We start from the raw sequence: 17,146 nt of genomic DNA, 5'->3' as shown, positions 1-17,146 counted from the left end.
CTCAAATAAGTGAAGTACGCGCCGATCGCATTTTAATTCCCAGGCGTACCGGATTTTACTGAAAAGTGCTATGTAATAATCAATTCTTACATCGAATCTGCTGACTTAGGTTGCTCCACCTTGCCATCTGAGGCATTTGTAATATCAGATTCCCCCGAGTCAATTTTGTCTGTATCCTGCTTTAATTCTGATACAACTGCGCCGCGATCGCGCCAAGCTTCCGCATTCTCAGGCTTAATGGCGATCGCTCGATCGTAAGCTGCCATTATTTATTCATACTAACCCAATATAAAATCAACACTCACTTCTAAATCGGGAAAAGCCAGCGGCGCAACTTGTTGACCGCGCCAAAACTTGAGCATTAAACTATAACCGTTCGGGCCTGGCTGACGGTAGACTTCCAAACAATTTTCAACTAAATCTACCAGCCAAACTTCCTGAATGAGCGATCGAGCGTAAATGGATACTTTCACATCTCTGTCATAATCAACCGTACTATCTGAAACCTCAACTAACAGCCAAACTTCAGACGGTACTGGATGGGCAGTAGCGTAGTAATCAGCGCGAGGTTCCAGCAATACAACATCCGGTTGAAGTTCAGTGCGCTCAGTCAACTGGATAGGGTCTTGGACACCCAAAGTCGCCAGATATTCTGGAATGAGGCTGAAGCGCCTGGTGAGACGCTTAACAGAACTTGCGTGACGAGTACCAATTGCAGCCATCTTAACAATCTCCCCTTCTATGAGTTCGACCCGATCGCCCTCGGAGAGAATACCAACCTCAGTCATCAAATGATATTCTTTTACTGTAAATAACCGTTTTTGAAGCTGAACAGACATATAACTATTCTCCTTGTTTGCAGCTTACCTAAATTTACCATAAAAAAAACCGCCCCAAACAGAGCCGAATTTAACTGGTGATCGAGTAACCGAAGTAATTTACTATAAAAAAAACCGCCCCAAACAGAGCGGTAACAAGAGGAAAAATTTAGAAAACAAACCCGATCCAAAAAGCATTTAACAACTTGCAGACATATTAGTAGGGCCAGCATTGCTCGTCCATACTAACACTCTTAAAGCAGAGTAATTGCAGTCGATGCCGGAGCACCGATCGGTCCTGGGCCAAAACCTAAATTCACCACGCCACTATTCAAACCAGAAACATTATTAAGTGTCAGAGTGACGCTAGTTTGACCGGGATTAAAGTTCACCGCACCACCAGAAGGCTTCGCAGTATACTGCCCGACAATATTGAAATCTACATTATTCACAGGTTGGTTGCCGCCGGGAGCAGCAATCAAAAAGTCGATCGAAGCCGAAACCCCAGTATTGCCGCTGCGGTTAATTGTGAAATTTCCAGCAGAGCCATCAGGCACAGGACCCGGAGACGAACCGTAAGAAAAGAAAGTAGGAGGCACAGCAGTAGTATCAACAATCGACAGAACCGCTGCTGAAGGACTCGCCAAACTACCGCCGCTCAAGAACAAATTCACCGTCTCAGTAGGCTCTGTGAGGCTATCAAATAAACTTTGAACCGGAACTTGCGCGCTAGCTTGTCCGGGTTCAAAATTCACCGCTTTTTGAACCACAGCCGTGTAATCCGGTTGAGAACCCGCAGCCAGAGCAGTACCGTCCCCAGTGCCGAACACAATCGTTGCCGACACAGAAAGGTCGCCACCGCGATTGATCGTAATCGGAGCAGTGCTACCCTCGTTGACGCTGTAAGTAGCTGCACTGAAGAAAAACGTGTTTTGACCGGGAGTCGGCGTCGGAGTCGGCGTCGGAGCAGGCGTCGGAGTCGGAGTCGGAAAAGGAGTCGGAGTCGGCGTCGGAGCAGGCGTCGGAGTCGGAGTTGGGACGGGCGGCACATCCAGAATCGTCAAGATTGATGGATTGCTGCCCACATTCCCACCGCTAAGCACCAAATTCACCGTTTCCGGCGATTCCAGCATCATGTCGCTCAAAGCCGTCACAGTGAAACTAGCGCTATTTTGCCCCTCAGCAAAATTCAGGGAACCAGCCGCCACAGTGTAATCCGGTGCACTGCCTCCAGAAGTCGCCGAACCGTCAACAGAAGCGTAGCTAATGGTTGCAGCACCCGTGCCACCCGTGCGAGTAACGTTAATCGTAGCCGCGCCGCCTTCATTCACCGTGTAACTCGCTTGGTCGAACTGGAAGATACTCGCAGGCGTCGGAGTCGGTGCAGGCGTCGGTGTCGGCGCAGGCGTTGGAGTCGGCGTCGGTGTCGGGAATCCAGCTAATTGGAACCAGGCCGGATTCGCGCTCAGTTGGGCAGCGCTAAAACCTTGGATGTTGACTAAATACTCGCCGGTGCCGGTATCGCGAATTAGGGTGTTGCCGATGCTGATGCCGTTGAAGCCGGTGCCGTCGATGAACTGCAAATCGCTGAATTGCAGCCCCCCAAATAACTGGATGACATCGTTGCCGGCGGCTCGAAAGTCGGTAATCAGGTCGGCATCGAAGACTCCGGGGCCGCCGGTGGTGGCTGTGGGTCTGCCGTCGCCGACTCGCCCGATCGCAAAAATGTCATTTCCACCGCCGCCGCTCATGGTATCAGAACCGAGGTCGCCGTAGAGTACGTCGTCGCCGAGGTCGCCCAGCATCAAGTCGTTGTCTTTGCCGCCGAACATGGTGTCGTTGTCTTTGCCGCCGAACACGGTGTCATTGCCGTTGTTGCCGAAAACGCTGTCATTGCCGATGTCGCCTCTAACTAAGTCGTTCTCTTTGCCGCCGTATACTTGGTCGTCGTCTTTGCCACCGTATACTTGATCGTTGCCTTGGTTGCCGTTAACAATATCGTTACCTGGGCCGGCGAATATGAGGTCGTTTCCTGCCCCTGCCTCGATCGCATCATTGCCGTCGAGGCCGTTGATGGTGTCGTCACTCAGTAAGGTTCCCGGGTTAATTACGCGACCGTCTGGTAAAAATCCCGGTATGACATCGGGGCCGAGAGTTCCTGTTATGTTTGCCATTTTTTTTACTCCACAGGTTAATTATTTTTGGTTTTGGTAGAAGCACCTGTAGAGATTGTTCTGCGCAAGACTGCGGGATTTTAATTAACAGATGATTCGGGATAAAAACCTGGTATTTATGTCACTATTGACTAGATTTTTTTACCTAAAACAAATCCCTCACTGCAATTATTTGCTGTCCCGCTGTTTTGGTAACTGTATTTTTGCTTTGATATCCTGTTAATAGTGAAAAATGAGAATGCTGTAGCACTGTTCCAAAAATTTTTAAATTTTTGCCTGGAAATTACTACTTATTCAACTAAGCGGGACTTAGACAAAAACCGAAGCGAAAATGGCTTTAAACCCTGAGCTATAATGACTTTTAGCTAAACTAGGCATAAATCTAGTATTCACAAAGATTTCAGGCGTTTTTAGGTTCTCAACCTGTTTTCCTTGTGAGCGAGAGGTTTTCAGCCCCTAAAGCAGCTACAAAAAATCTAATTCCAGTTAGGAAATAATGCCGATCGCCGATTGTTATTACTGCTAATAAGCTGTTGCGGCATTTAAATAGAATGTCAACAAACAATTCGGTGTCTTGTGGGGTGTCTCGCCCGCCCTGAATATGCAATTTAAATGCGTGACAGCTTAGTTAAGCTATAGCTTTTCTCACAAAGAAAGATAGAGTCCGCCTAAACCCTGTGTCGTCAACCTTTTTAAGTTTAATTTTCTACCTCATATACCCATTAACCGCTATATATCTTTCTATTAAATCAACCGATTTCAGGACGATATTTTAAAATAATTGTAGAGCTTTTATGCAGCAAAAATTCGGGTGTACGCGGAGCGGTGCGCACCTTAAGCCAACCAAAAATAGGGGTGTACACAAAGCGGTACACCTTAGGCAAAAAACTCGGATCCACACGCAGCGGCGCACCTTACTCCTAACTAACTGTCCGAATATTCATTGGATTGTGGCTGGTTCTTCCTTCTCTTTTTTGCCGTCGGCAAATCCTTCTGTATCCTGTTTTAATTCTGATACAATTGCGCCTCGCTCGCGCCAAGCTTCCGCATTATCAGGTTTGATGGCAATAGCTCGATCGTAAGCTGCCATTGCTTCCTTATAGCGCTTTAATTCTGACAAAGCTATCCCCAGATGACGCCAAGCATCGTAGGAATCTGGCTTAATAGCAATCGCTTTCTCATAAGCTGCGATCGCTTCTTCATTCCGCTGCAATGAAGCCAAAGATTCGCCTTTACCAAACCAAGCTTCGTAACACTCGGAATTAAGGGTAATTGCTGATTCGTAAGATGCAATTGCTGCGGAGTGCTGCGACAGTTTCTCGAAAGCTGCGCCTCGGTTGTGCCACACTTCAAAATCCTGCGGTTGAAGGGCTATTGCTTTGTCGTAGCATTCGATCGATTCTTGATAGCGCTGCATTTTTCCGAGCACAGCAGCTTTATTGTACCAAACTTCGTATTTGTCTTGCCGGATGCGTAGAGCCCGATCGTAAGAATCAATAGCATCGCTGTAGCGCAGCAGTCTCCACAGCATATTGCCTCGATTGTACCAAGTTTCGTATCTGTTGGGATTAAAAGCCAGAGCGCGATCGTAAGAATCGACTGCTGCTGCGTACTTCTCTATTTTGCCCAGCATCGCCCCTCGATTGTGCCAAATTTCGCTGTCGGTTGCTTTGATAGCCAGGGCGCGATCGTAACTGGCGATCGCTTCTTCGTAATGCTGCAATTTACCCAACAAAGCCGCTATACTGTGCCAACAACCGTATTTTCGGGATTCGCTCGAACTTGCTCGCTCGTAACAGGCGATCGCCTCTTCGTACCTCTGCAATTTTCCCAGCAAATTCGCTTTATTATACCACGCTTCGTAGTTATCCGGTTTAATTGATATTGCTTGGTCGTAACAGGCGAGTGCTTCTTCGTGGCGCTGCAATTTTATTAACACATTTCCGCGCCAATACCAAGCCTCATCCAAATTATTATTCGCTAAAATAGCTTTTTCAAAGCAGACTACTGCCTCATCATAATTGCCTTGAAAATAAAGCCCTTCGCCTTGCTTGATATAATCGTCAGCAATGAAATTTTCGTCGCTAGGGGGTGCAGGTTGCGAATTTGGGGAATTGTTTAACTGCGGTTGAGGTGCGAGTTGGAGAGCTTCTTTGCCAACAACTGCGGGATCTTGGGAAATTTCTTGAACAATTTGAGATTTTTTCTCGTAAACTTCTGCCAGCAAAACTTGCAGGTGCATGAGAAATTGAGATTTGAGAGTCTCAATTTGCTGGACGGAAGATTTGGCAAGTTCACTTTCTCTAGTTAAAAAATCAATGGATTGTTTAGCTGCACTCATTTGCGCTTCTAATTCCTCCCTCAATTTTTGATTTAGTTGGCGAGAACTTATCAGTTCTGATTCCAATACACCAATCCCCTGCAATCGTTTATTGGCATCAGCAACCAACTGTTTGATTACCAGCCGCCGCATCAGCCAAAAAAAGGCAATACTCACTGGTGGAAATACAGTACCAAGAATTAGTAAAATATTGAGCAGATTTATAGTATTATTAAAATCGTAGCCAGATTCAGCACTGCCAGTAAGCGGGGAAATAAAAGCGAAAACCTCGCGAACTTGAGGATTGCTTTCAACCCCGGTTTCGATTAATTTAGTCAGCCAGGTTTCTTGTAAAGATTTTGTTAGTTCATCGCCGGATGCAGCAGGAGTATTCGCCTGGCTTTTTGCAGCAAATAACTCTGGTTGAGCCGAAGCTACCAGCAAACCAGTCTGGGATTTTACAGCAATTCGTGGGGAAAATTGGTCGTGGGCGATCGTCTCAGGCGAGCTTATTGACTCGGCCCGACGGGATGCGGTAGTATTTGGGGAAAATTGTTCGTGGGCGATCGTCTCAGGCGAGCTTATTGACTCAGCGGCACGGGATGCGGTAGTATTTATGCCATCAACAAAGTTGCTAGCCTGCGGTGTCTGAGGAGAGATAGAAGGTGCAGCAGGATTGGCGCTAGTATTAGCAGTTAAATTCTGGGATGCGAGGGCAGCCAGAGTCAAGAGAGCTACATTTGAGACGCGCATAAACGTCAACTTACCTAGGAGAAATTAGTGCTTGGTTGTCAGCGATCGGGCGATCGACCTCATACTCTCAGCAGTTAGAATAGCTGACTAGAGGAATGCTGACTTACTATCTCCAAAATACGCGCGCAGGCTGACTTTTCAGGAAAAGTGCCAATAATTCTGGCTGTGGAACTTTGGTAAAAGAATATATTCTCGCCACTAATGCGGTTGGATAACTCTCGGAATCATGATTAGGCTGGTAGGGCGGGGTTCACCAATCTGCACAATTAGCCAAATATCCGGGTGAACCCGCCCCAACCGACCCGATTTTTGACTCCTTACCCCACCTAAAACCGCTTCCGGCTGCTGACGTTCACTCGCTACTTCCTCTAAATCTGCACCGTAAATTTCACAGCTATTATTCGGACTTTCAATCAGCTTAATGTTGTGCAACTCGGAGTCCAAGTCTCAAACGGGCCCGCCACAATTGCCAGATCCGAACTGCAATATTCTCCGCAGTCGGCACAACCTCCTCAAAAGAGGAAATCTCCTTATATCGTTTCCGGTTGCATCACAATAATAAAATCGAGTCAACAGTTAACACTCAACCATTGAGTTTTTCCACCCCTCCTTCGACAGTCAACAGTCAACAGTCAACAGTCAACAGTCATTCCGGCTTATCAAGTCTGTCATTGGCATCTTTGGACAGCTTGAGACAATAAGCAGTCCATGCTAGACCGGAGAATTGCCGTGATAGTTCCCTAATCAGCTTTGCCCAGAAGTACAAGCGCAACTCCCGCAAAACTGATGAGGACACAGGCTGCGGTCGTTACAAAGGCCAAGTTAAAACTATGGTGGGCTTGGCGCAATCGTTCTTTGGCAATAATCATTTCTATAGCAATCCTAAATCATTTGTGAATTTCTTACTCCCTCCCCAAGGCATCGGGGAGGGCTGGGGTGGGGTAAAAAATTTACGACTCATTTAGAATTGCTATATTGTGGAGTCAGAGTGGGTGATTGGCTGGTTATTCATAGATTTCGTTGAGCCTAAACTTTATACTTCTAGTGTGAAGCAAAATGCTTGAAACCCTGACTACACAATAATTTACTTGTCGCTCTCTTGTGCTTGCTCTATGATTGTCCTAGGCTCTAGTTTCGATTTTGTAAGCGATCGTCTCAAAAGACTCTCCACATTATGACTCACCTAAGCATGAGAAAAAAGAAGAAGATAACTATTCCCGCATCTTCAGAAGGTGTAAAGATAGCAGAAAACGCTCTGAAAAGGCTAGGATTTGATTCAAAAATTAACTTTGCCAAAGCTCAGCTTTTATCGCGCAGTACAATTACCAAGTTTTTTCAGTGCCGCCTTATTCAGCTTGATTCCTTTAAGAAGATATGTCAAGAACTGAAATTAGATTGGACGAAAATAGCAGGAATATCAGAAGGAAAACACTCTAAACTACCAGCAATAAATCATTGCCTCAACCCTGATATTAATGAAGGAGGGGAGAAACTGCACACACAAACATTTTACCGTCAAGTGACTGTAAGAGATGAAAAAACTCATACAATTAAAGCTAAAATAAAATGGATAGGTGAGATAAAATCATGCGAAAATTTAAGTCGGGTTGAATGGAATTTACGAAAATATTCAGGAGAGACTCTAAAAATTACTGATATTAAAGAGGGCAGCATCCGATTAACTGTAGAGGGTTCTCAAGAGGATATCGATCGGCTTGTATCTCGCCTTAAATCAGGAGAATTAAAAGAAGTAAGCGGTTTTCCTGTTGAAGATGTTCAAATTTTGAGTGAAAGCTCAGAGGATGACGAAAGAAACGAACTCAATAATAAGTGGTGTCTAGTACGAGAGATTGTTATTCAGGGAATTAGAGATCGAAACTTGAGTGGGTTTGACTTAAGTGATGCCGACCTGAGATATGCCAACCTGAGTGGTGCCAACCTCAGAAGTGCCGACCTCAGCGGTGCCGACCTGAGTGGTGCCAACCTGACAAGTGCCGACCTCAGCGGTGCCGACCTGAGTGGTGCCAACCTGATTGATGCCAACCTGATGAGTGCCTACCTCAGCGGTGCCGACCTCAGAAGTGCCGACCTGAGCGGTGCCTACCTGATGAGTGCCTACCTGATTGGCGCCTACCTGATTGGTGCCAACCTCAGTGGTGCCAACCTGATTCGTGCCAACCTCAGTGGTGCCAACCTCAGAAGTGCCAATCTCAGAAGTGCCGACCTGAGTGGCGCCGACCTGATTGATGCCAACCTGATTGGTGCCAACCTCAGTGGTGCCAACCTCAGTGGTGCCAACCTCAGTGGTGCCAACCTGATTGGTGACCGGATTCGTGCCTACCGCATTCATGCCGACCTCAGTGGTGCCAACCTCAGTGGTGCCGACCTCAGTGGTGCCAACCTCAGTGGTGCCGACCTGATTGGTGCCGACCTGATTGGTGCCAACCTGAGTAAGACTAAGGTTGAGAAAGCCCGATTCAGCTCGAACTTAGGCTTTTCTGAATCGATGAAGCAAGACCTGATTAAACAAGGCGCAATCTTTGAGGATTCTCCAGGCGATCGCTCTGAAGTTCTCACAAATGTATAATGCTGTGGAAGAAGCTAAAAATGAGTCAACTTATGAAGGAAAATATTATTAATTGTAGTTTTCTTTCAGAGGACTTTAGCTATGAGACAGGGGTTTTCAATCCCTGTCGGACTCTCGGATATTATATCGATCCTGATGATTGTTGCGTCAGTGCTATTGCTCTAATTATCTGCGATCGACCTGCTATCGATCGTCGTTGAGATCGGAAGCAACCTTATCAAGTCTGTCATTGGCATCTTTGGACAGCTTGAGACAATAAGCAGTCGATGCCAGACCTCCAGTTGCCGTGATAGTGCTCTCTGAGGCTTTGCCCAGAAGTACAAGCCCAACTCCCGCAAAACTGATGAAGACACAGGCTGCGGTACTTACAAGGGCCAAGTTAAAACTATGGTGGGCTTGGCGCGATCGTTCTTTGGCAATAATCATTTTTATTGTGGAGTCAGAGTGGGTGATTCGCTGGTTATTCATGGGTTTCGTTGAGCCTAAACTTTATACTTCTAGTGTGAAGCAAAATGCTTGAAACCCTGACTACACAATGATTTACTTGTGGCTATCTTGTGATTGCTCTATGATTGTCCTATGCTCTAGTTTCGATTTTGTCAGCGATCGTGTCAAAACACTCTCCAGATTATGACTGACCTAAGCATCAAAAAAAAGACGAGGATAACTATCACCGCATCTTCAGAAGGTGTAAAGATAGCAGAAAACGCTCTGATCAGGCTAGGATTTGATACAAAAAGTAACTTTGCCAAACCTCCGCGTTTAGCACGCAGTACAGTTAGCAAGTTTTTTAATTGCCAGCCCATTCAGCTTGATTCCTTTAAGAAGATATGTCAAGAACTGAAATTAGATTGGATGAAAATTGCGGTATTACCAGAAGAGGCACAATCTCAAAAACTAGAAATAATCAATGATTGCAACAGCCTTGATATTAATAATGAAGTAGGTAGGGAAATGTTAACACAAATACTTAACCGTCAAGTTACTGTTATCGATAAAGACACTAAACAAATTAAAGCTATTGTTATTTTAAGAGGAGAGATAAATTCAGATATTAATTTGAAAAGCTTAGAAGCTATTTTACGAATATATTCGGGAGATACTGTCAAAATAATTGATATTAAAGAGGGCAGTATCAAGTTATTTGTAAAGGGTTCTCAAGAGGATATCGATCGGCTTGTATCTCTCATCAAATCAGGAGAATTAAAGGAAGTAAGCGGTTTTCCTGTTGAAGATGTTCAAATTTTGAGTGAAAGCTCAGAGGATGACGAAAGTAACGAAATCAATAATAAGTGGCATCTAGTAAAAAAGATTGCTATTCAGGCATTTAGACATCTTTTGAGTAAAAGCTCAGAGGATGACGAAAGTAACGAACTCAATAATAAGTGGCATCTAGTACGAGAGATTGTTACTCAGGAAATTAGAGATCGAAACTTGAGGGGGGTTGACTTAAGTGATGCCGACCTGAGTGATGCCGACCTGATTGATGCCGACCTGAGTGGTGCCGACCTGAGCGGTGCCGACCTGTGTGGTGCCGACCTGAGTGGTGCCTACCTGATTCGTGCCGACCTGAGCGGTGCCGACCTGAGTGGTGCCGACCTGAATAGTGCCTACCTGATTCGTGCCGACCTGAGTGGTGCCTACCTGAGTGGTGCCTACCTGATTCGTGCCGACCTGAGCGGTGCCGACCTGAGTGGTGCCGACCTGATTGATGCCAACCTGAATAGTGCCAACCTGAGTGGTTCCGACCTGAGTGGTGCCAACCTGAGAAGTGCCGACCTGAGAAGTGCCGACCTGAGTGGTGCCAACCTGAGTAAGACTAAGGTTGAGAAAGCCCGATTCAGCTCGCACTCAGGCATTTCTGAATCGATGAAGCAAGACCTGATTAAACAAGGCGCAATCTTTGAGGATTCTCCAGGCGATCGCTCTGAAGTTCTCACAAAAGTATAATGATCTGGAATCAGCTAAAAATGAGCCAACTTCTGAAGGAAAATATGATTAATTGTAGTTTTCTTTCAGAGGACTTTAGCTATGAGACAGGGGTTTTCAACCCCTGTCGGACTCTCGGACTGCCGGACTCTCGGATCTAAAGAGAAGACTCGTGAATCTACCAGCAGATATTCAGCACTAAACCCCAGCTAAAACCGCTTCCGGCTGCTGACTTTGTGTCGCCGCTTCCTCTAAATCAGCACCGTAAATTTCACAGCTATTATTCGGACTTTCAATCAGCTTAATCTTGTGCAACTCCGCGCCCAATTCCCGAACGGGCGATCGCAACAATTGCCCGATCCGAACAGCAATATTCTCCGCAGTCGGCACAACCTTCTCAAAATAAGCAATATCCTTATTTAAAAAAGTGTGATCGAACGGTTCAACAACATAATCGTCAACGGCTTTTTGCAAAGCTCCCAAATCAGCAATCATGCCAGTCCGCGCATCAATTTCCCCTTTAACAGTCACCTCTAAATGATAGTTGTGACCGTGACCGTTGGTACGAGCACATTTGCCGTAAATTTCCGAGTTTTCTTCAAAGCTCAAATCAGGACGAGCCAAGCGATGGGCCGCGCTAAAATGAGTAGACAAAGTTAAATAAGCTTCCATTCCGTTTCCTAAATATTCAGCCCAAAGTTCGGGATGTTCAAACAATTGAATTTTGGTCACAGGCAAATGAGGGACTAGGCGCAGCCAAATTTGCCGTGCTATGTTTTCCGTAGTTGGCAGAGTCTGCTCAAATTCCGGCCACGTTTCGTTGAGAAAGGAAAAATCGAGATCCTGGGTAACTTCCCGCTTGATGACGTGCTTGACATCAGACAGGTTGAGCACCATGCCGTACTCGTCGAGTTCTCCTATCATGGAAACGTAAAGGACGTAATTGTGTCCGTGTCCCGGTGCGCGGGCAGTTGGGCCAAACCGTTCAAAATTCTCGGCTTCGCTCAATTCCGGCAGCCAGTACCGGTGACTCGCCGAAAACTGTGCCCGACGATTGATGATGCACTGCATAAAAGTCAAGTAAGGTAAGCTTGTTAAGTTCTGTAAAGGACTTACTTCTTAAGGATAAACTAATTTTTGCTGGAATTTTTCAATAAATTGAGGGTGCTGTAAATGAATTTCTACCAATTTTCCAGATATTGGCAACACGTAGTCGCTCGTGAGAGCCGCCGGGCCCATTTTACGCCACCATACAGATATCCGGCAGAAAATACCGCTACAAAATAGTTTTTCGCCATCTGTTACTAACCCATCAGTTACTAGCCTTTGAGAAAGTGCCTGAAGCGGATATCCGGAAGGGAATCCATCTTTTTTGCAACACAGGGCACTCCACCGTTCGAGTTTTTCGCCTAAGCTCTGCAATAGTTAGCAGTTTGGCGTTCAGTTGCGCTCAAAACTTATCACCCATTATCAATCACCAATTACCCATTACCAAATATTAATGAATTGGATTACTGTACGAACCGATCGCTTTTTTGAACATTTCTGGGGTGCGATGACAACCCCGCTATTCTATATCGGGGACACTCATCTGTCTATTAGTGCGATCTTCAAAATGATAGTTTTAGCTATATTTGCCTTGATTATAGCTAAGATTATCAGTGAAGGACTCAAGCGCAGCCTGCTAGTTCGGATGGGATTGGATCGGGGCAGCCGAGAAGCAATTTCCACCATCGTTAGCTATATTTTAGCAACTCTTGGCTGTATAATCGTCCTGCAAGGTGCCGGCATCAACCTCACTTCTCTCACCGTTTTAGCTGGCGTTGTCGGCATTGGTTTCGGCTTCGGCTTGCAAAATCTCGCCAGCAACTTTATCAGCGGTCTCACCCTGCTATTTGAACACCAAATTAGAGTCGGAGACTTTATTGAAATAGACAATTTATTAGGAACAGTAGAAACAATTTCGATCCGCTCCACAATTATCAAAACAATTGACGGACTGTTTGTAATCATACCAAATATTAAGTTTGTCGAAACAAACATTATTAACTGGAGTTACAGAGACCCCAGATGCCGCCTCCACATCCCCGTCGGCGTTGCTTACGGATCTGACCCAGTAATAGTTACAGAAGCGCTGTTAATTGCGGCGCGGATGGAATCGAATGTCTTGTCCCATCCTTCTCCTAAAGTATGGTTTCGCGGTTTTGGAGATAACGCTTTAAATTTTGAACTTTTAGTTTGGATTGACCAGCCACAGGAAAGCGATGCCATTAAAAGCGCCGTGAATTTTTTAATAGATTACGAATTTCGCAACCGAAATATCGAAATTCCGTTTCCCCAGCGGGATTTGTGGCTGCGAAACCCGAAAGAGTTAACTCAATTTTTTCATAACAACAAAGATGATAATTCCAACGGCAAACTTTTTCCGCAGAATGCAAAACATTCAGCAGAACTAAAATCTAATCCCACGGTTTCTGAGCCTAAAAAATCAGCGTCTAAATCGCCTAGTAATTGGACGCTGCGAGATTTGTTGCGGCGAGTAACTTATTTTGAACAGTGTACGGATTTAGAACTGCGACAGTTAATTGAATACGGCTATCGACAACTGTTTTCAGCGGGACAGGTTATATGTAAAGAAGAGGATCCTGGCGATTCTTTTTATATTATTCTTTCGGGTACTGTCGAAGTTCTGTCTCAAAAAGCCAATAAGTATATTGCTACGCTTCACGAGGGCGAGTTTTTTGGGGAAATATCTTTGCTGTTGGGAACTCCGAGAACGGCGACTGTTAAAACTAGCGAAGATGCAATTTTGTTTGTGGTGGAACGCCACGACTTGCAAAAACTTTTAATAGAACAGCCGAATTTAGCAGATCAGATTGCTCAAAAATTGTCGGAACGCCAGCAAGCTTTGAGAGATTTGGGATTGTTAGATGACGACTCTCTGGAACAAACTCCTTTTCTTAAAATTCGCAAGCGAATTCAAGTTCTTTTTGGAATTTGATACGGGAAAAAAGTTCGGCAACGCGCACTGAATCGGGATTTAACGGATTTAAGCGATGAATGCTGAGGGAATTAGGAATTGGGAATTGGGAATTGGGAATTGGGCAATTCTCCCACTCTCCCACTCTCCCACTCTCCCCTCTCCCCCTCTCCCACTCTCCCACTCTCCCACTCTCCCACTCTCCCCCTCTCCCCCTCTCCCCCTCTCCCACTCTCCCACTCTCCCACTCTCCCACTCTCCCACTCTCCCCCTCTCCTTGACTAACTAACTTTTAAATTTTAATTCCTCCTGTGCTTCCCGCCGCAGTCTAGCGGCAATTCTAAACAGTTCTTGACCGGTGTGCAAGTGGCGATCGTCATAATTGAGGGTAAATAGCTGCAATTCTTCTATTCCGTCTCCGACTTGATTGATGCAGTAGTAGAGATGAGCCGCAACTCCGGCTACATTAGATGGATTGGGCATCGATGTAAAAAAGTTATGAGCTTTTTTGAGAAACTCGCGACTGGTTTCGATATAAAGTTGAAACTTTTCTATCAGTTCGTCATCAAACGGATCTGCGGACAACTCGTCTATTTCCTTTTTAAGCGGCTTCAAGATGCTGTTGAGCATTTTATTGACGGGTTTGTATACTTTAATCAGCCACTGTTCCATTTGTTCGTCAGCGTCCCGTGCTGTTTGTGTTTGCTGGCGGCTGACGTTTTGTGCGACTGGTGATTGCTGTTCGGTTTGCTCGGAAAATAGCCGATCGTAAGATTGTCTGTGCTGGGCGTCTCCTAATATTTCATAGGCTGCATTGAGGCGGACAATCTCTTCGTGATCGGCTTTGGAACTGTGGCTGTCTGGATGAAATACTTTGACTAAACGGCGGTATGCTTGTTTAATCTCGGCTTGTGTTGCGGTTGGGCTAATCTTTAGGGTTTTGTAGTGATTGGTAACGGAAGACACGCTGTTATTTCCTTGAAATCTGGATAATTTGCGAAAAAAGGCTTGACAAAAATATCATTATTTGCTAATTTATTAGGTATTTATTTGATATAAATGCCAAGAAGTGTAAGTTGAAAACGTCAGTTTTCAAATTATCATAAATCTATTTTAGAAAAAGATTGATGCTTTTGAAGTGGCAAGCCGATCGACATTGGGGACTCATATATAGCCTTTCTCAGTAACATGAGGTCCTCTCGCGGGCATAGGGCATTGGCCAAACAGGGCATTGGCCAAACAGGGCATTGGCCAAACAGGGCATAGGACTCGCCCCCATACCTCACCACGCGATCGAACCGCTATAGCCGTCCTCCCAGCAATTGTTAGCTGCTTCCTTCCCGACAAGAGCGCTTACCGGCCACGAAGCTAACGCGCCGAAAGCGGTTCGTTCAAAAAAAGACCGTTGAGAAATTCGGCATCGATCGCGATCGATGCCGCTACAATCTATCGCCATACTTTAAGCTAAAAAGCCAAGCCAAGCAGGGCGTACACTGTACGCCCTGCTGTGAGTTTCGGCGACTTGGGTCGAAGGCTGACCTAGTTGAGGGCCATCGCCAGATTGAGTTCTGGATCTTGGAACAACGGAGTGCTGAGATAGCGTTCGCCGAAGCTAGGCTGAATCATCACAATCAATTTCCCTGCATTTTCCGGACGCTGGCCGACTTTCAGTGCCGCACATAGCGCCGCACCGCTGGAAATACCGGACAAAATTCCTTCTTCTCTCGCCAAGCGGCGGCCGTAGGCGATCGCCTCATCATCCGTAACAACTATAATTTCGTCGATCGAATCCACACTCAGCACAGGCGGCACAAAACCAGCACCGATACCTTGAATTTTGTGAGGCCCTGGCTTTCCGCCCGACAGTATCGGACTGTTGGCCGGCTCAACGGCGATCGCCTTAAACTCGGGTTTCCGCGACTTAATCACCTCTGCCACACCAGTAATCGTACCGCCGGTGCCGACTCCCGAAATCAGGAAATCCACCTCGCCGTCTGTATCTTGCCAAATTTCCTCAGCCGTTGTCGAACGGTGAACCTGCGGGTTCGCTGGATTCCGAAACTGCTGCAACATATACGCATTGGGAGTTTTGTCCACAATCTCTTGAGCGCGGCGGATGCAGCCGCTCATGCCCTCAGTTCCCGGAGTCAGTTCTAGTTGGGCCCCGTAAGCTCGCAGCATCGATCGGCGTTCCGTGCTCATCGTATCCGGCATCGTCAAAATCAACTGGTAGCCCTTAGCCGCCGCCACCATTGCCAGAGCAATTCCGGTATTGCCAGAAGTCGGTTCCACTAAAACCGTTTTGCCTGGAGTAATCAGCCCTTCCGCCTCAGCTTGATTGACCATACTGACACCGATGCGGTCTTTCACCGATGATGCCGGATTCATGCCTTCGAGTTTTACCACAATCCGAGCCACGCAGCCTTCAGCTTGGGGAATGCGGTTGAGTTGTACCAGAGGCGTCCGCCCTACCAATTCTGTAATGTTCCCAGCAATACGCATAATTTTTGTCAGTTTGTAATGTAAGTAAATGTTAATTCCTAGTTGGGAATATTAACTAGATGTAATACATGATATCGAGCTGCCGTCTGCCATTGCGCTTTTCGCACAGATCCTGTAGCGTGTATTTTTGCAACACTGAGTTGGCAATCGATCGGGCTTCTTGCCAAACTTCCCAAATCACCGCACTTTCTACAGTTTGAGCGGGCGAGTCTTTTTGAGCTCGATCGAACTCAGAGCCTTCGAGACAGTTGATAATTTCTAGGAGTGTAATTTTCCAGGGTTCCCTCGCCAAGATATAACCTCCCTTAGCTCCTCGCTGGCTGCGAATCAGCCCGCAGCGTCTCATCGTAGCCAGCAACTGTTCCAAATATCGATCGGGAATATTTTGCTGAGCCGCTATCTGGCGAATTTGCAGAGGCTCGCCCTCATCGTAGCAATCAGCAAGCTCTAGCAAAGCCAAGATTGCATATTCGCTTTTACACGATAGTTCCACCATAATTTCACTTGAAAGTACCAGAATTCTCAACTCCGAAGTCAGATTTTAGAAACATTCTCAATTTTGAGTTCCCAATTCTCACTCCTCACCTTTGATTATACCCCGGTTCTTCACTGGAGTTTACTGACTTTCATAAATTCATTTCAAAAGAGGCTCGCAAGACGATCGTATGTATCGCTCATTAATCCACAGTCTTATCCTCGTGGTGGCTTCCGTCGATCGCAATCTCATCTACAGTAGAAAAGTCAAGTAATGATGGAACATCAAAGCAGGGAAGTTCAACTGGCAAATACTTATCTCCACACAGATTTTTTGGCTTACCATCTCTATACATAATCCGAGCTTGAGCCTCTGCCCGCGTTATCACTTCTGAACGTTCCGTGCCATTGAGTCTAGAGGCAATTGTTTGCAAAGCTTTCAGCGTCAGGGGTCGATCGAATGCGACAGAAAGCAGGAGCTCTTCATAGCAGTGTTCCATATATTCCTATGGAATCTGCTCCTATGGTGGGGGCGGGGCGACGCGCCTCCAAGCGTCCTTAATCTCGGTTCTGCGATCGAGATTTACCAGTTCAGAAATCTCTGGTAAT

The 17,146-nt window shown here is 46.1% G+C and carries 17 protein-coding genes; 3 read left to right on the top strand and 14 right to left on the bottom strand.

What is annotated here, in order from left to right; genetic code table 11:
• Positions 1–86: 86 nt before the first annotated feature.
• The 6 genes from QUB61_RS14830 to QUB61_RS14805 form a co-directional block, all read right to left on the bottom strand.
• Positions 87–266 (bottom strand): hypothetical protein, encoded by a 180-nt coding sequence (locus QUB61_RS14830; protein WP_333125089.1) that lies wholly within the window; start codon positions 264–266, stop codon positions 87–89.
• Between the two features lie 12 nt (positions 267–278).
• Positions 279–839, bottom strand: a complete 561-nt coding sequence (locus QUB61_RS14825; protein WP_333125086.1) for a Uma2 family endonuclease — start codon at positions 837–839, stop codon at positions 279–281.
• A gap of 233 nt (positions 840–1,072) precedes the next feature.
• Positions 1,073–2,992: a Calx-beta domain-containing protein gene (locus QUB61_RS14820; RefSeq protein ID WP_333125083.1), complete on the bottom strand. Its 1,920-nt coding sequence runs from the start codon at positions 2,990–2,992 to the stop codon at positions 1,073–1,075.
• A gap of 940 nt (positions 2,993–3,932) precedes the next feature.
• Complete coding sequence (locus QUB61_RS14815) at positions 3,933–6,065, bottom strand: tetratricopeptide repeat protein (protein ID WP_333125080.1); 2,133 nt, start codon at positions 6,063–6,065, stop codon at positions 3,933–3,935.
• Positions 6,066–6,263: 198 nt separating this feature from the next.
• Positions 6,264–6,497, bottom strand: a complete 234-nt coding sequence (locus tag QUB61_RS14810; protein ID WP_333125078.1) for a hypothetical protein — start codon at positions 6,495–6,497, stop codon at positions 6,264–6,266.
• Positions 6,498–6,805: 308 nt separating this feature from the next.
• A complete protein-coding gene (locus QUB61_RS14805; RefSeq protein ID WP_333125075.1) occupies positions 6,806–6,934 on the bottom strand; it encodes a TRADD-N-associated membrane domain-containing protein in 129 nt (42 codons plus the stop codon).
• Positions 6,935–7,239: 305 nt separating this feature from the next.
• On the opposite strand from QUB61_RS14805, the gene QUB61_RS14800 reads away from it, so the two are divergent.
• The gene (locus QUB61_RS14800; RefSeq protein WP_333125072.1) at positions 7,240–8,652 is read left to right on the top strand and encodes a pentapeptide repeat-containing protein; all 1,413 of its coding nucleotides are present in this window, start codon (positions 7,240–7,242) and stop codon (positions 8,650–8,652) included.
• A 183-nt stretch (positions 8,653–8,835) separates the two neighbouring features.
• On the opposite strand, the gene QUB61_RS14795 is transcribed toward QUB61_RS14800, so the two are convergent.
• Positions 8,836–9,120 carry a TRADD-N-associated membrane domain-containing protein gene (locus tag QUB61_RS14795; protein ID WP_333125070.1) on the bottom strand — a complete coding sequence of 95 codons (285 nt, stop codon included), beginning with the start codon at positions 9,118–9,120 and terminating at the stop codon, positions 8,836–8,838.
• A gap of 162 nt (positions 9,121–9,282) precedes the next feature.
• Here QUB61_RS14795 and QUB61_RS14790 point away from each other — a divergent pair, with 162 nt between their 5' ends.
• A complete protein-coding gene (locus QUB61_RS14790) occupies positions 9,283–10,602 on the top strand; it encodes a pentapeptide repeat-containing protein (RefSeq protein ID WP_333190006.1) in 1,320 nt (439 codons plus the stop codon).
• Positions 10,603–10,779: 177 nt separating this feature from the next.
• Here the strand turns inward: QUB61_RS14790 and QUB61_RS14785 are convergent, their stop codons facing one another.
• Both QUB61_RS14785 and QUB61_RS14780 read right to left on the bottom strand, forming a co-directional pair.
• On the bottom strand, positions 10,780–11,652 hold the full coding sequence (locus QUB61_RS14785; protein WP_333125065.1) for a 6-carboxytetrahydropterin synthase: 873 nt from the start codon (positions 11,650–11,652) through the stop codon (positions 10,780–10,782).
• A gap of 48 nt (positions 11,653–11,700) precedes the next feature.
• A complete protein-coding gene (locus tag QUB61_RS14780) occupies positions 11,701–12,003 on the bottom strand; it encodes a hypothetical protein (protein WP_333125062.1) in 303 nt (100 codons plus the stop codon).
• A gap of 79 nt (positions 12,004–12,082) precedes the next feature.
• Between QUB61_RS14780 and QUB61_RS14775 the strand changes: the two genes are divergently transcribed.
• On the top strand, positions 12,083–13,582 hold the full coding sequence (locus tag QUB61_RS14775; RefSeq protein ID WP_333125059.1) for a cyclic nucleotide-binding domain-containing protein: 1,500 nt from the start codon (positions 12,083–12,085) through the stop codon (positions 13,580–13,582).
• Positions 13,583–13,846: 264 nt separating this feature from the next.
• Here the strand turns inward: QUB61_RS14775 and QUB61_RS14770 are convergent, their stop codons facing one another.
• The 5 genes from QUB61_RS14770 to QUB61_RS14750 all read right to left on the bottom strand — a co-directional run bounded on the left by QUB61_RS14770 (position 13,847) and on the right by QUB61_RS14750 (position 17,037).
• Complete coding sequence (locus QUB61_RS14770; RefSeq protein ID WP_333125056.1) at positions 13,847–14,527, bottom strand: J domain-containing protein; 681 nt, start codon at positions 14,525–14,527, stop codon at positions 13,847–13,849.
• Between the two features lie 316 nt (positions 14,528–14,843).
• Positions 14,844–15,017, bottom strand: coding sequence for a hypothetical protein (locus QUB61_RS14765; protein WP_333125053.1), 174 nt, complete (start codon positions 15,015–15,017; stop codon positions 14,844–14,846).
• Positions 15,018–15,100: 83 nt separating this feature from the next.
• Entirely contained in the window at positions 15,101–16,063 is a 963-nt protein-coding gene (gene cysK / locus QUB61_RS14760; protein WP_333125052.1) for a cysteine synthase A, read from the bottom strand.
• A gap of 55 nt (positions 16,064–16,118) precedes the next feature.
• Positions 16,119–16,559: an Rrf2 family transcriptional regulator gene (locus QUB61_RS14755; RefSeq protein WP_333125050.1), complete on the bottom strand. Its 441-nt coding sequence runs from the start codon at positions 16,557–16,559 to the stop codon at positions 16,119–16,121.
• 181 nt (positions 16,560–16,740) lie between these two features.
• Positions 16,741–17,037, bottom strand: a complete 297-nt coding sequence (locus QUB61_RS14750; protein ID WP_333125048.1) for a hypothetical protein — start codon at positions 17,035–17,037, stop codon at positions 16,741–16,743.
• Positions 17,038–17,146 lie beyond the last annotated feature (109 nt).

It is taken from the genome of Microcoleus sp. C2D2, from assembly GCF_036702495.1.
GTDB lineage: Bacteria > Cyanobacteriota > Cyanobacteriia > Cyanobacteriales > Microcoleaceae > Microcoleus.
The sequence above is the reverse complement of the archived record's forward strand: the minus strand, read 5'-3'. Positions and strand labels throughout refer to the sequence as shown.

Excerpts from the sequence above, each read along its gene's own strand:
- QUB61_RS14815 (WP_333125080.1), bottom strand. The coding sequence starts at position 6,065 with ATGCGCGTCTCAAATGTAGCTCTCTTGACTCTGGCTGCCCTCGCATCC.
- QUB61_RS14785 (WP_333125065.1), bottom strand. The coding sequence starts at position 11,652 with ATGCAGTGCATCATCAATCGTCGGGCACAGTTTTCGGCGAGTCACCGG.
- QUB61_RS14765 (WP_333125053.1), bottom strand. The coding sequence starts at position 15,017 with ATGGCGATAGATTGTAGCGGCATCGATCGCGATCGATGCCGAATTTCT.
- QUB61_RS14805 (WP_333125075.1), bottom strand. The coding sequence starts at position 6,934 with ATGATTATTGCCAAAGAACGATTGCGCCAAGCCCACCATAGTTTTAAC.
- QUB61_RS14750 (WP_333125048.1), bottom strand. The coding sequence starts at position 17,037 with ATGGAACACTGCTATGAAGAGCTCCTGCTTTCTGTCGCATTCGATCGA.
- QUB61_RS14790 (WP_333190006.1), top strand. The coding sequence starts at position 9,283 with ATGACTGACCTAAGCATCAAAAAAAAGACGAGGATAACTATCACCGCA.
- QUB61_RS14825 (WP_333125086.1), bottom strand. The coding sequence starts at position 839 with ATGTCTGTTCAGCTTCAAAAACGGTTATTTACAGTAAAAGAATATCAT.
- QUB61_RS14830 (WP_333125089.1), bottom strand. The coding sequence starts at position 266 with ATGGCAGCTTACGATCGAGCGATCGCCATTAAGCCTGAGAATGCGGAA.
- cysK (WP_333125052.1), bottom strand. The coding sequence starts at position 16,063 with ATGCGTATTGCTGGGAACATTACAGAATTGGTAGGGCGGACGCCTCTG.
- QUB61_RS14795 (WP_333125070.1), bottom strand. The coding sequence starts at position 9,120 with ATGAATAACCAGCGAATCACCCACTCTGACTCCACAATAAAAATGATT.
- QUB61_RS14800 (WP_333125072.1), top strand. The coding sequence starts at position 7,240 with ATGACTCACCTAAGCATGAGAAAAAAGAAGAAGATAACTATTCCCGCA.
- QUB61_RS14820 (WP_333125083.1), bottom strand. The coding sequence starts at position 2,992 with ATGGCAAACATAACAGGAACTCTCGGCCCCGATGTCATACCGGGATTT.
- QUB61_RS14755 (WP_333125050.1), bottom strand. The coding sequence starts at position 16,559 with ATGGTGGAACTATCGTGTAAAAGCGAATATGCAATCTTGGCTTTGCTA.
- QUB61_RS14775 (WP_333125059.1), top strand. The coding sequence starts at position 12,083 with ATGAATTGGATTACTGTACGAACCGATCGCTTTTTTGAACATTTCTGG.